13 protein-coding genes are annotated in these 12784 nt (G+C 63.5%); 10 read left to right on the forward strand and 3 right to left on the reverse strand.

The window, feature by feature from the left end:
• Positions 1-68: 68 nt before the first annotated feature.
• Positions 69-614 (forward strand): tetratricopeptide repeat protein, encoded by a 546-nt coding sequence (locus tag ACNFBR_RS00640; protein WP_016489345.1) that lies wholly within the window; start codon positions 69-71, stop codon positions 612-614.
• 3 nt (positions 615-617) lie between these two features.
• Here ACNFBR_RS00640 and ACNFBR_RS00645 read toward each other — a convergent pair whose 3' ends face one another.
• Entirely contained in the window at positions 618-944 is a 327-nt protein-coding gene (locus tag ACNFBR_RS00645) for a DUF1820 family protein (protein ID WP_016489346.1), read from the reverse strand.
• Positions 945-1205: 261 nt separating this feature from the next.
• Between ACNFBR_RS00645 and ACNFBR_RS00650 the strand changes: the two genes are divergently transcribed.
• Genes ACNFBR_RS00650 through lnt form a run of 4 tightly spaced genes read left to right on the forward strand, consistent with a single transcriptional unit; the run spans position 1206 to position 5061 of the window.
• Positions 1206-2204, forward strand: a complete 999-nt coding sequence (locus tag ACNFBR_RS00650) for a PhoH family protein (protein WP_416733264.1) — start codon at positions 1206-1208, stop codon at positions 2202-2204.
• Positions 2197-2670, forward strand: a complete 474-nt coding sequence (ybeY, locus tag ACNFBR_RS00655; protein ID WP_416733265.1) for an rRNA maturation RNase YbeY — start codon at positions 2197-2199, stop codon at positions 2668-2670. The genes ACNFBR_RS00650 and ybeY overlap by 8 nt, the downstream gene beginning before the upstream one ends.
• Before the next feature lie 25 nt (positions 2671-2695).
• Positions 2696-3535 carry an HlyC/CorC family transporter gene (locus tag ACNFBR_RS00660; RefSeq protein WP_416733266.1) on the forward strand — a complete coding sequence of 280 codons (840 nt, stop codon included), beginning with the start codon at positions 2696-2698 and terminating at the stop codon, positions 3533-3535.
• A gap of 8 nt (positions 3536-3543) precedes the next feature.
• Complete coding sequence (gene lnt, locus ACNFBR_RS00665; RefSeq protein WP_416733267.1) at positions 3544-5061, forward strand: apolipoprotein N-acyltransferase; 1518 nt, start codon at positions 3544-3546, stop codon at positions 5059-5061.
• A gap of 170 nt (positions 5062-5231) precedes the next feature.
• Here the strand turns inward: lnt and ACNFBR_RS00670 are convergent, their stop codons facing one another.
• Together ACNFBR_RS00670 and ACNFBR_RS00675 are read right to left on the reverse strand one after the other, a co-directional pair.
• Positions 5232-5993, reverse strand: coding sequence for a YdcF family protein (locus ACNFBR_RS00670; protein ID WP_416733268.1), 762 nt, complete (start codon positions 5991-5993; stop codon positions 5232-5234).
• 134 nt (positions 5994-6127) lie between these two features.
• Complete coding sequence (locus ACNFBR_RS00675) at positions 6128-6442, reverse strand: hypothetical protein (RefSeq protein WP_198752397.1); 315 nt, start codon at positions 6440-6442, stop codon at positions 6128-6130.
• 228 nt (positions 6443-6670) lie between these two features.
• Between ACNFBR_RS00675 and leuS the strand changes: the two genes are divergently transcribed.
• The 5 genes from leuS to ACNFBR_RS00700 all read left to right on the forward strand — a co-directional run bounded on the left by leuS (position 6671) and on the right by ACNFBR_RS00700 (position 12756).
• Positions 6671-9277, forward strand: coding sequence for a leucine--tRNA ligase (gene leuS / locus ACNFBR_RS00680; protein WP_416733269.1), 2607 nt, complete (start codon positions 6671-6673; stop codon positions 9275-9277).
• 61 nt (positions 9278-9338) lie between these two features.
• Positions 9339-9944: an LPS assembly lipoprotein LptE gene (gene lptE, locus ACNFBR_RS00685; protein ID WP_416733270.1), complete on the forward strand. Its 606-nt coding sequence runs from the start codon at positions 9339-9341 to the stop codon at positions 9942-9944.
• A gap of 39 nt (positions 9945-9983) precedes the next feature.
• Complete coding sequence (holA, locus tag ACNFBR_RS00690; RefSeq protein WP_416733271.1) at positions 9984-11021, forward strand: DNA polymerase III subunit delta; 1038 nt, start codon at positions 9984-9986, stop codon at positions 11019-11021.
• A 193-nt stretch (positions 11022-11214) separates the two neighbouring features.
• Complete coding sequence (gene arfA, locus ACNFBR_RS00695; RefSeq protein ID WP_003257578.1) at positions 11215-11379, forward strand: alternative ribosome rescue factor ArfA; 165 nt, start codon at positions 11215-11217, stop codon at positions 11377-11379.
• A 60-nt stretch (positions 11380-11439) separates the two neighbouring features.
• Positions 11440-12756 (forward strand): lytic murein transglycosylase, encoded by a 1317-nt coding sequence (locus tag ACNFBR_RS00700; RefSeq protein WP_416733272.1) that lies wholly within the window; start codon positions 11440-11442, stop codon positions 12754-12756.
• Positions 12757-12784: the final 28 nt, after the last annotated feature.

Genomic DNA, 12784 nt, shown 5'->3' on the forward strand with positions numbered 1-12784 from the left:
GCGCTGCTTATCCCATAATGTGCCACCAGAGACATTGGCCGCAGCTTTGCAGAGGTAAGTCGATCCCCATGAACCGCACCGGCCGCGCCCTGACCCTGGGCTGCCTGTTGCTTCTTCAGCCCCTGCTGGCCTTGGCGGAGGGCGGTAACTCGTTGCTGATTCCGGCGACGGGCCGCTGCACCTTGAACGTTCAGCCTGAAGACCTGGCAAACGCCCTCAAGGCCTGCGAGCAGACGGCAACCGCGGGGGATGCCCAGGCGCAATTCGAACTGGGCGAGTACTACTACACGCAAACGCCAAAAAACCTCGACAAAGCCCTGGACTGGTTTCAGAAAGCCTCGCTGCAAGGTCAAGCCGACGCCCAGTATCGCCTGGGTGCCATGTTCTTCCATGGCGAAGGGGTCAAGGCCAACAACGTGCAAGCCTACATCCTGCTGAAGATGGCCGCAGTCAATGGCGCCGAAGATGCGCTGGACATGGCCGACGAAGTGACCGAGCAAATGCCCCGCGACGAACTGGAGCATGCCACCCAGGTGCTCGGCCAGATCTTCCGCAAATACTTGCTGGAACTGCAGAACGCCGAAGGGCGCACGCCGTTCTCGCCACTCCCCTGAAGGTTACTTTTCCGGCATTGGCATCGGGAACGGCATCACATTGCCGCCGCCCTTGGCTTCGCTGATCTTCGCCGTACCCAGCCGCTCCACCTCATCGATGCGCACGATCGAGTGCATCGGCACGAAACTGCGGATTACCCCCTCGAACTGGCTCTTGAGCTTCTCCTCGCTCGGGTCCACCACCAGTTGCGAGCGCTCGCCGAACACGAACTCCTCGATTTCCAGGAAGCCCCACAGGTCGCTCTGGTAGATCTGCTTGGCATACATCTCGAAGACCTGCCCCTGATTGAGGAAGATCACTTTATAGATGGCAGGTTCGCGTTTGCTCATGTTCGGCGGGATAACACATGCGTAAGAAAAGGCGGGCATGATACCTGCTCCGGCCCCTTCGCGGGCAAGCCCGCTTCCACAGGTACTGCACCCGCCTTCAAACCAGCGCACTACCCGTGGGAGCGGGCTTGCCCGCGAAGGGGCCGGAGCAGGCACTCCATGCCTTATGCCAACCCTTGATCGTTTCAGTGCTTTCGCCACTGCCATTCAAGGGTTATTCTTGAGTTCACATCCATTGCCGTCGAGCGGCTAAAAACGACCTTGAACGCACCCATAGAACCCCATCGCTTCATCCTCGAACCCTTCGAGGCCCACCGTTTCGCCAACTTGTGCGGCCAGTTCGACGAGCACCTGCGCCTGATCGAACAGCGCCTGGCCATCGAGATCCGCAACCGCGGCAATCAGTTCGAACTGATCGGCGAACCCAGGACCACCTCCGCTGCCGAACAGCTGCTGCGCCGTCTCTACCGCGAGACCAAGGCCACCGACCTGTCACCGGAAACCGTGCACCTGTACCTGCAGGAGTCGGCTGTCGAGCACATCGACAACCCGGCCGTCAACGAGGTCAGCGTGTCGCTGCGCACGCGCAAGGGCAACATCCGCCCGCGCGGGCTCAACCAGCAGCGCTATGTGAAGGAAATCCTGGCCAACGACATCAACTTCGGCATCGGCCCGGCCGGTACTGGCAAGACCTACCTGGCCGTGGCCTGCGCCGTGGACGCGCTGGAGCGCGAACAGGTACGCCGCATCCTGCTGGTGCGCCCGGCGGTAGAGGCCGGTGAAAAACTCGGCTTCCTGCCCGGCGACCTGGCCCAGAAGATCGACCCGTACCTGCGTCCGCTGTACGACGCCCTGTACGAAATGCTCGGCTTCGAACACGTAGCCAAGCTGATCGAACGCCAGGTGATCGAGATCGCCCCGCTGGCCTACATGCGTGGCCGCACCCTGAACAACAGCTTCATCATCCTCGACGAAAGCCAGAACACCACGCTGGAACAGATGAAGATGTTCCTAACCCGCATCGGCTTCGGCTCCACCGCGGTGATCACCGGCGACATCACCCAGGTCGACCTGCCACGCGGCACCAAATCGGGCCTGGCGCACGTCATCGAGGTGCTGAAGGACGTTCCGGGCATCAGCTTTACCCACTTCCAACCCAAAGATGTGGTTCGTCACCCACTGGTGCAGCGCATTGTCGAAGCCTACGACCGCTTCGAAGCCCGCCAGGCCAAGCCCGAGGCGCCCGGCAAAGATGCTTGAACTTGATATTCAACGGGCCACGGATGCTGCCGCCCCGGATGACGCCGCCTTCCGCCGCTGGTGCGAACTGGCCCTGCGCCAGCGCAGCGCCGACTCGGAAATGACCATTCGCCTGGTGGACGAGGCCGAAGGCCGCGAGCTGAACCACACCTACCGGCACAAGGACTACGCGACCAATGTGCTGTCGTTCCCGGCCGACGTGCCCGACGACCTGCTCGATATCCCGCTGCTGGGCGACCTGGTGATCTGCGTGGCGGTGGTCGAGCGCGAAGCCGCCGAACAAGGCAAATCGCTGGAAGCGCACTGGGCGCACCTGGTCATGCACGGTTGCCTGCACCTGCTCGGCTACGACCACATCGACGATGAGGAAGCCGAGGAAATGGAAAGCCTGGAACGGGAATTGCTGGCAGAACTGGGTCACCCCGACCCGTACGCCGACGATGAAACCGACACCATCACACACTGATACACGAAGGATCACGAGAACCGCCATGAGCGAAGATCGATCGAGCAACGGGCAGAAGTCCTGGCTGGGTAAACTGACCCAGGCTTTTGCCCATGAGCCGAAAAACCGCCAGGAGCTGCTTGAGCTGCTGCGCGAAGCCCATCAGAACAAGCTGCTGGACAGCGAAGCGCTGACCATCGTCGAAGGCGCCATCCAGGTCGCCGACCTGCAGGTGCGCGACATCATGGTGCCGCGCTCGCAGATGAACAGCATCAAGGCCGGCCAGTCGCCACGCGAGTTCCTGCCGGCGGTGATCGACGCCGCGCACTCGCGCTACCCGGTCATCGGTGAAAGCCACGACGACGTACTCGGGATTCTGCTGGCCAAAGACTTGCTGCCGCTGATCCTCAAAGAGAACGGCGACAGCTTCAACATCAAGGACCTGCTGCGCCCGGCCACCTTCGTGCCCGAGTCCAAACGCCTGAACGTGTTGCTGCGCGAGTTCCGCGCCAACCATAACCACATGGCCATCGTCATCGACGAATATGGCGGCGTGGCGGGCCTGGTCACCATCGAGGACGTGCTGGAGCAGATCGTCGGTGACATCGAGGACGAGCACGATGTCGAAGAAGACAGCTACATCAAACCGCTGCCCAGCGGTGATTTCCTAGTCAAGGCGCTGACCCCGATCGAGAACTTCAACGAGTTCTTCGACAGCACCTTCTCCGATGACGAGTTCGACACGGTCGGCGGCTTGGTGATGAGCGCCTTTGGCCACCTGCCCAAGCGCAACGAAACCACCGAGATAGGGTCTTACAAGTTCCGTATTCTCAACGCCGACAGCCGGCGGATACACTTGCTGCGCCTGACCCCGATCACCCGTTAAGGATAAACATGCGTTGGATCACCCGCCCCGGCTGGCCCGGTAACCTGCTGGCCCTGGCGGCCGGTGCTTCCACCCTCCTGGCCCTGGCACCGTTCGACATCTGGCCGCTGGCCGTGCTGTCGATCGCTGTGCTCTACCTTGGCCTGCGCGAGCTCAGCCCGCGCCAGGCCATGTGGCGTGGCTGGTGGTTCGGTTTTGGCCTGTATGGCGCCGGCACCTGGTGGATCTACGTCAGCATGAACACCTACGGCGGCGCCTCGCCACTGTTGGCAATTCTGCTTTTGCTGGCGTTTTTTGCCGCCCTGGCGTGGTTCTTCGCCCTGCCCACCTGGCTGTGGGCACGCTGGCTACGGCGCAACGAAGCGCCACTGGCCGACGCCCTGTGCTTCGCCGCCCTGTGGCTGCTGCAAGAAGCCTTCCGCGGCTGGTTCCTGACCGGCTTCCCCTGGCTCTACGCCGGCTACAGCCAGCTGGACGGGCCATTGGCCGGCCTGGCACCGTTGGGCGGCGTGTGGCTGATTTCCTTCACCCTGGCGCTCACCGCCGCCCTGCTGTGCAACCTGCACCGCCTGCGCGCCCGCCCCTCGTTCCTGGCCGTGGCCACCGCGCTGTTGCTGGCCCCGTGGGTGCTGGGCCTGGCGCTCAAGGGCCATGCCTGGACCAAACCGGCAGGCGACCCGCTGAAAGTGGCGGCGATCCAGGGCAACGTCGAGCAAGACCTGAAGTGGGACCCGGCGCACATCGATGCGCAACTGGCGCTGTACCGCGACCTGAGCTTCAGTTCCAAGCCGGTGGACCTGCTGGTCTGGCCAGAAACGGCGGTGCCGGTGCTCAAGGACCAGGCCCAGGGCTACATCGACGTGATGGGCCGCTTCGCCGCCGAGCGGCATTCGGCGCTGATCACCGGCGTACCGGTGCGTGAAGTGGTGCACCACCAGCGCCGCTATTACAATGGCATCACCGTGACTGGCGAAGGCGATGGCACCTACCTCAAGCAGAAGCTCGTGCCGTTTGGCGAATACGTGCCGCTGCAAGACATGCTGCGCGGCGCCATCGAGTTCTTCAACCTGCCCATGTCGGACTTCGCCCGCGGGCCGGAAGACCAGCCGCTGCTGCAGGCCAAGGGCTTTCAGATTGCGCCGTACATCTGCTACGAAGTGGTCTATCCCGAGTTCGCCGCCGGCCTGGCCGCGCGCAGCGACCTGCTGCTGACCATCAGCAACGACACCTGGTTCGGCAAGTCGATCGGCCCCTTGCAGCACCTGCAAATGGCCCAGATGCGCGCGCTGGAAGCCGGCCGCTGGATGATCCGCGCCACCAACAACGGCGTGACGGCGCTAATCGACCCGTTTGGCCGCATTACCACGCAAGTTCCGCAGTTCCAGCAGGCAGTACTGTATGGCGAAGTGGTGCCGATGCAGCAGTTGACGCCGTACCTGCAATGGCGTTCGTGGCCGCTGGCGATTGTCTGTGCATTGCTGCTGGGTTGGGCATTGCTGGCGGGGCGTATTGCCAAGACCGTCTGATGATGTTGCCTGTACCGACCTCTTCGCGAGTGATCCTGGCCAACCGGAACCTCTGTAGGAGCAGCCTTGTGCTGCGAAGAGGCCGGTAGGCCAGTTGAAGAAGTGTGGGCAGAGAAGGCCTCTTCGCAGCACAAGGCTGCTCCTACACAGATCGCGACAAGGCGGGAAGTTCAGTAGAACACCCGATACCCCAGCAACCCCACCATTTCATTAAGCAACTGCCCGCTCTGCCACATCGCCCGGCTCTCCGGCAACAAGCCTGCAAACGGCCGCGCATGATCGCGCCCGAGGAACCCCACCGGCGCCGGCACCACCTCGAACCCCGCCTGCTCGAAGCTCCAGCGCGAGCGCTGCATGTGCCAGGCCTGGGTTACCAGCACCACCCGGCGAATCCCCAACGGCTGCAGCACCTTGGCCGTCAGCTGGGCATTTTCCCAGGTCGTGCGGCTGGCCTCTTCGCGCCACTTCACCGCAACAGCGAAGTCTTCCTGCAGGCGCTCAGCCATCAGCCGTGCCTCACTGGGCGGCGTGCCGTAATGCAGCCCGCCACTGGTCAACACTGGCAAGCCCGAGGCCTTGGCCAATCGCGCAGCAAAGCGCATGCGCTCAAGTGCCGTGGCGGTGGGCTGGTCACTGCCACCCCAAGCCGGGTCGCCGCGTTCACGGCCTGCGCCCAACACCACAATGGCATCGGCCCGGCTCGCAAGGCCCGCCCAGTCGCCCACCGCCAGCGGCGGCTCGGTCTCCAGCTGCCGAGCCGTTTCCTGCACCACCAGCGGCAGGCTCATCAGCCACAAGCCACCCAGCCCCACGGCAAAGCACAGCGCCGCCAGCCGTGGCCGCCGCGCCCGCAGCCACCATGCCGCAAGCAGCAGCAGGAACAGGACACCCGGCGGCATCAGCCATTGTTTGATGAAGAATCGAATCGGCATTGGCCACACCTCCTTGGCAGGCGTGCAGCCTAGAAGGATCGACGCCGGTCAACAAGTGCGCTCCGGCGTCGATCATGAGTGATGTGATTTCAAAGAACCGGCGCGCGATGGCCTGCGCCTGGCGTCCTGAACGGCTAGCGATGTGGCAGCGTCCTGGATCTCGCCGGATTGGCGGGGCGTTTCTTGTCCTTGAGCCAGATGATCTTGGCCGATGTCGGCTCCGCTTGTGGGTAACTGCCGACAGAGGCGTTGTGGCGCTCCGGGAGGGATTCCAGGTAGGCCTTGATCACTTCGAACTCTGCGTGGCTCAGGCCACGCAACTCCAGCTCGGCTGGCATCTCGTCGCGCAATCGTACCGAGGTCCTGGCCACTTCCAGTGCCAGGCCAAGCCGGTCGATCAGGCGTTCGTAAAGCTCCGGTTTCATAGCGGGTAGCTGCGTCTCTCCCATCCGTTCACCTCATTGAAGATAAAGAATATCTCCCCCCACACCTGAGCTTAGCGGCGCTATGAAAAGCAGCCGGATGCTGCGACCAGCGGCCATTCGCAACGAAGGTTTCCCACGATGCGCGGCGCTGCTGTATGCTACGGCGTTCACTCTAAACGACACCGGAGTGCCGGAGGCAGCGAGGTTCCGCTGCCTGGAACAAGGTCTCTTCTCTCACAGCCAAAAGTAGCCATGCACGAACAATACACGCCCCGTGATATCGAAGCCGCCGCCCAGAAGTTCTGGGACGAGCAACAATCGTTCGCTGTTACCGAACAGCCAGGCAAAGACACCTACTACTGCCTATCGATGTTCCCGTACCCGAGCGGCAAGCTACACATGGGCCACGTGCGCAACTACACCATCGGTGACGTGATTGCCCGCTACCAGCGCATGCTGGGCAAGAACGTCCTGCAGCCGATGGGTTGGGACGCTTTCGGCATGCCCGCGGAAAACGCGGCGATGAAGAACAACGTCGCCCCGGCCAAGTGGACGTACGAAAACATCGACTACATGAAGACCCAGCTCAAGAGCCTGGGCCTGGCCATCGACTGGTCGCGTGAAGTCACCACCTGCAAACCCGACTACTACCGTTGGGAGCAGTGGCTGTTCACCCGCCTGTTCGAGAAAGGCATCATCTACCGCAAGAACGGTACCGTGAACTGGGACCCGGCGGACCAGACCGTACTGGCCAACGAGCAGGTCATCGACGGCCGTGGCTGGCGTTCGGGCGCGCTGATCGAGAAGCGCGAAATCCCGATGTACTACTTCCGCATCACCGACTACGCCGACGAGCTGCTGGAAAGCCTCGACGAGCTGCCAGGCTGGCCTGAACAGGTCAAGACCATGCAGCGCAACTGGATCGGCAAGTCGCGCGGCATGGAAGTACAGTTCCCGTACGACCAGGCCAGCATCGGCCATGAAGGCACTCTCAAGGTCTTCACCACCCGTCCCGACACGCTGATGGGCGCCACCTACGTCGCCGTCGCCGCCGAGCACCCGCTGGCCACCCAGGCCGCCCAGGGCAACCCGGCGCTGCAAGCGTTCATCGACGAATGCAAGAGCGGCAGCGTCGCCGAAGCCGACATGGCCACCCAGGAGAAGAAGGGCATGGCCACTTCCCTGCTGGTCGAGCACCCGCTGACGGGCGAGAAGCTGCCGGTATGGGTCGCCAACTACGTGCTGATGCATTACGGCGATGGCGCGGTAATGGCCGTGCCGGCCCACGACGAGCGCGACTTCGAGTTCGCCCACAAGTACAACCTGCCGGTCAAGGCCGTGGTGCGCACCAGCGCTGGCGATGAAGTCGGCAGCGAGTGGCAGGCCGCCTATGGCGAGCATGGCCAGCTGATCAACTCCGCCGAGTTCGACGGCCTGGACTTCGCTGGCGCCTTCGACGCCATCGAAGCCGCCCTGATCCGCAAGGAACTGGGCAAATCGCGTACCCAGTTCCGCCTGCGCGACTGGGGTATCAGCCGTCAGCGCTACTGGGGCTGCCCGATCCCGATCATCCACTGCCCGTCCTGCGGCGACGTACCGGTGCCAGAAGACCAACTGCCGGTCACTCTGCCAGAGAACGTGGTGCCGGACGGCGCCGGCTCGCCACTGGCACGCATGCCTGAGTTCTACGCATGCACCTGCCCGAAATGCGGTGCCGCGGCCAAGCGCGAAACCGACACCATGGACACCTTCGTCGAATCGTCCTGGTACTTCGCCCGCTACGCCTCGCCGAACTACGACAAGGGCCTGGTCGACCCGAAAGCCGCCAATCACTGGCTGCCAGTCGACCAGTACATCGGTGGTATCGAGCACGCGATCCTGCACCTGCTGTACGCACGCTTCTTCCACAAGCTGATGCGCGACGAAGGCCTGGTCACCTCGAACGAGCCGTTCAAGAACCTGCTGACCCAAGGCATGGTGGTCGCCGAGACCTACTACCGCGTGGCCAGCAACGGCGGCAAGGACTGGTTCAACCCGGCCGATGTCGAAATCGAGCGCGATGCCAAGGCCAAGATCATTGGCGCCCGCCTGAAGACCGACGGCCTGCCGGTGGAAATCGGCGGCACCGAGAAAATGTCGAAGTCGAAGAACAACGGCGTCGACCCGCAATCCATGATCGAAGCCTACGGCGCCGACACCTGCCGTCTGTTCATGATGTTCGCCTCGCCGCCCGACATGAGCCTGGAATGGTCCGACTCCGGCGTCGAAGGTGCCAGCCGCTTCCTGCGCCGTGTATGGCGCCTGGCTCAGGCTCACGTCAGCCAGGGCCTGCCAGCCAAGTTGGATGTTGCCACCCTGGACGACGCGCAAAAGGTCATCCGTCGTGCCATTCACGCGGCCATCAAGCAGGCCAGCACCGACGTGGGCCAGTTCCACAAGTTCAACACCGCCATCGCCCAGGTGATGACCGTGATGAACGTGCTGGAGAAGGCCCCGCAAGCCACCGAACAGGACCGTGCCCTGCTGCAGGAAGGCCTGGAAGCCGTCACCCTGCTGCTGGCGCCGATCACCCCGCACATCTCCCACGAGCTGTGGCAGCAACTGGGCCACCCAGGGTCGGTGATCGACGCCGCCTGGCCGAGCTTCGACGAACAGGCACTGGTGCAGGACACCATCACCCTGGTCGTCCAGGTCAACGGTAAACTGCGCGGCCAGGTCGAGATGCCTGCCACTGCCAGCCGCGAAGAAGTCGAAGCCGCTGCCCGCAGCAACGAGAACGTCCTGCGCTTCATCGATGGCCTGACCATCCGCAAGGTCATCGTGGTACCGGGCAAGCTGGTCAACATCGTCGCCAACTGATGAAAACGCCCACCCGCATAGGCTGCGGGTGGGCGGAACAGGCCCACAAGGGAGCAACAACATGATCAAACGCAATTTGCTGGTAATCGGCCTGGCGGTCATGCTCAGCGCCTGCGGTTTCCAGCTACGCGGCACCGGCTCCACCGAGCTGAGCGTGAAGGAAATGGACGTCAGCGCACGCAATGCCTACGGCCCGACCGTGGTCCAGCTGCGTGAAGTACTGCAACGTAGCGGCGTCAATGTGCACGCCGGCGCACCGTATCGCCTGGTGCTGACCAACGAGCAGGAGCGCGAGCGCTCGGCCACCTACAACAGTGGCAACCGTACCGCCGAGTACGAGCTGACCACCGAGCTGGACTACAGCATCCAGGGCCTGAACAACCTGGAGCTGATGAGCGACAAGCTGGAAGTGCGCAAGATCTACGTGCGTGACGGCTCGAACATCACCGGTTCCGAGCAGGAAGCCAAACGCGCCCGCGAAGAAATGCGCCGCGACCTGGTCAACGGCATGGTCGTACGTTTGCAAATGCTGACTCCGTCCCAGCTGGACGAGCTGCAGCGTAAGGCCGACGAGCGCGCCAAGGCCGAAGCTGCCGCGCTGGAGGCAGCACGCCGCCAGCAGGCCGAAACGCCTCAGCAATCGCCACTGGAAGTACCGGGCAACTAAGCCCGTGCGGGGCGCCCTCGGGTGCCCCGCCTGTTCCCCATGAAGCTCGCCCCCGCCCAACTCAACAAGCACCTGCAAGGCGCCCTGGCACCGGTCTACGTGGTCAGCGGCGACGACCCGCTGCTGTGCCAGGAAGCCGCCGACGCCATCCGTAATGCCGCGCGTCAGCAAGGTTTCGACGAACGCCAGGTCTTCAGTGCCGACGCCAACTTCGACTGGGGCACCCTGCTCCAGGCTGGCGCCAGCCTGTCGCTGTTCGCCCAGCGCCGCCTGCTGGAACTGCGCCTGCCCTCGGGCAAGCCCGGTGACAAGGGCGCCGCCGCGCTGATGGAGTACTGCGCCAACCCCGCCGAAGACACCCTGCTGCTGATCAGCCTGCCCAAGCTCGACGGCAGTGCGCAGAAAACCAAGTGGGGCAAGGCGTTGATCGAAGGCGCGCATTGCCAGTTCATCCAGATCTGGCCGGTGGATGCACAACAGCTACCGCAGTGGATCAACCAACGCCTGCAACAGGCCGGCCTGTCAGCCCAGCGTGACGCCGTCGACCTGATTGCCGCGCGGGTGGAAGGCAACCTGCTGGCTGCCGCGCAGGAAATCGAAAAGCTCAAGCTGCTGGCCGAAGGCAGCCAGATTACCGTGGAAACCGTGCAGGCCGCCGTCGCCGACAGTGCCCGTTTCGATGTCTTCGGGCTGGTCGATGCCATTCTTAACGGCGAAGCCGCGCATGCCCTGCGCATGCTCGAAGGTTTGCGTGGTGAGGGTGTGGAGCCACCAGTCATCCTCTGGGCCCTGGCCCGCGAACTGCGCCAGCTGGCCGGGCTGGCCCAGCAGTTCAGCCAGGGGGTGCCGCTGGACAAAGCCTTCAGCCAGGCCCGCCCCCCGATCTGGGACAAACGCAGGCCACTGGTCAGCAAGGCCCTGCAACGCCTCTCGGCGCAGCGCTGGGCGCAACTGCTGCAGGATGCCCAACGTATCGATGCGCAGATCAAGGGCCAGGCCGAGGGTTCGCCCTGGACGGGCCTTGCGCGGCTGTCGCTGTTGATGGCTGGCCAGCGCCTGGCGCTACCTCCCGAGTAACGGGTAGGAGCAGCCTTGTGCTGCGAAGAGGCCGGCAAGGCAATAGATCTCCTTTGGCAGATATGGCCTCTTCGCAGCACAAGGCTGCGCCTACAGCTTGGAGCGCTCGCTCGGCCATAAACACAATCAATTGGCCCCACCCCGCGCCACCCCCTACAGTGCGCCCCGAAACCACCCATCGGGAACCTGCACCATGAGCAAAAAGCCGAAAAAGCACGGCCCCAACAAGGCCAAGTCGATCATCGCCCAACCGCTGTTCCGCTGCCGCCAGGAGCAACCGAACAAGGGCAAAGGCAGCTACCGCCGCGAAGCCTTCCAATCGAGAGATTGGGAGGCTTCCTACTTTTTGGCGGCATGAAAGCATCGCAAGCGCAGGCATGGTATGGTCGTCACCTGACCTGCAATTCTGGATCTGTGCATGCTCTTCCGTCTTCTCCCCCGTTGGGAAACCCGCCAGCTGATCGCGGCCTCCAGCTTCATCCTGCTCGTGGCCTGTGCGGAAAAGCCCACCGCTGCCGACGCACTGCCGCTGGCCCCTGCCCAACCCGCTCCCGTGGTGACCGTGCCCGGCACAACGCCCGACGTCAGCACTGAAATCCAGCCCCTGCAAACCTTCGCCCAATGGCAAGCGGGCTTTCGCCAGCAAGCCCTGCAAGCCGGCATTTCACCGAACACCTTCGACCGCGCCTTCCTCGGCGTCACCCCCGACATGGACGTGATCAAGGCTGACCGCAGCCAGCCGGAGTTCACCCGCCCGGTGTGGGAATACCTCGAAGGCGCGCTGTCGCCCCTGCGCGTGCGTAACGGCAAGAAGCTGCTGGAGCAGAACGCCGAACTGTTGACCCGCCTTGAGCAACGCTATGGCGTGGACCGCCAGGTGCTGGTTGCGGTGTGGGGCATGGAAAGCAACTTCGGCCAGTTCCAGGGCAACAAGTCGGTGATCCGCTCGCTGGCCACCCTGGCCTATGAGGGCCGCCGCCCGCAGTTCGCCCAGGACCAACTGATCGCCGCGCTACAGATCATCCAGCATGGTGACATCCAGCCTGAAGCCATGCGTGGCTCGTGGGCCGGCGCCATGGGCCAGACCCAGTTCATTCCGACCACCTACAACACCCATGCCGTGGACTTTGACGGCGATGGCCGCCGTGACATCTGGAACAGCACGCCGGATGCCCTGGCCTCGACCGCCCACTACCTGCAGAGCTCGGGCTGGAAACGCGGCCAGCCATGGGGCTTCGAGGTACAGGTGCCGGCTGGTTTCGACTTCTGGCAGGCCGATGGCGCACTGCGCAAGCCGGTGAGCGAATGGCTGGCGATGGGCGTGAAACTGCCGGCAGGTACTCAGTTGCCGGCAGGTAGCAACACGCTGTCTGCCGCCCTGCTGCTGCCGGCTGGCGCGCGTGGGCCAGCCTTCCTGGTACTGGACAACTTCCGCGCAATCCTCAAGTACAACAACTCTTCGTCCTATGCCTTGGCGGTGAGCTTGTTGGGTGACCGCTTTAGCGGCTGGGGCTTCATTGCCGGTACTTGGCCGAAGGAAGACCTGCCACTCAGCCGCAGCGAGCGCATGGAGTTGCAGAACCTGCTGAACAGCCGTGGGCATGATGCGGGCAATGCCGATGGCATTATCGGCGCCAACACCCGCAAGGCCATTCGCAATGCCCAGCAAGGGCTGGGCTGGCCGGCGGATGGGTACCCGACCCATAAGCTGCTTGAGAGCTTGCGTCAGCAGTGAGGGTGCTGGGGCGCCTAGCGCCCCTTTC

The organism is Pseudomonas sp. NY11955 (assembly GCF_048068035.1).
Taxonomy (GTDB): Bacteria; Pseudomonadota; Gammaproteobacteria; order Pseudomonadales; family Pseudomonadaceae; genus Aquipseudomonas.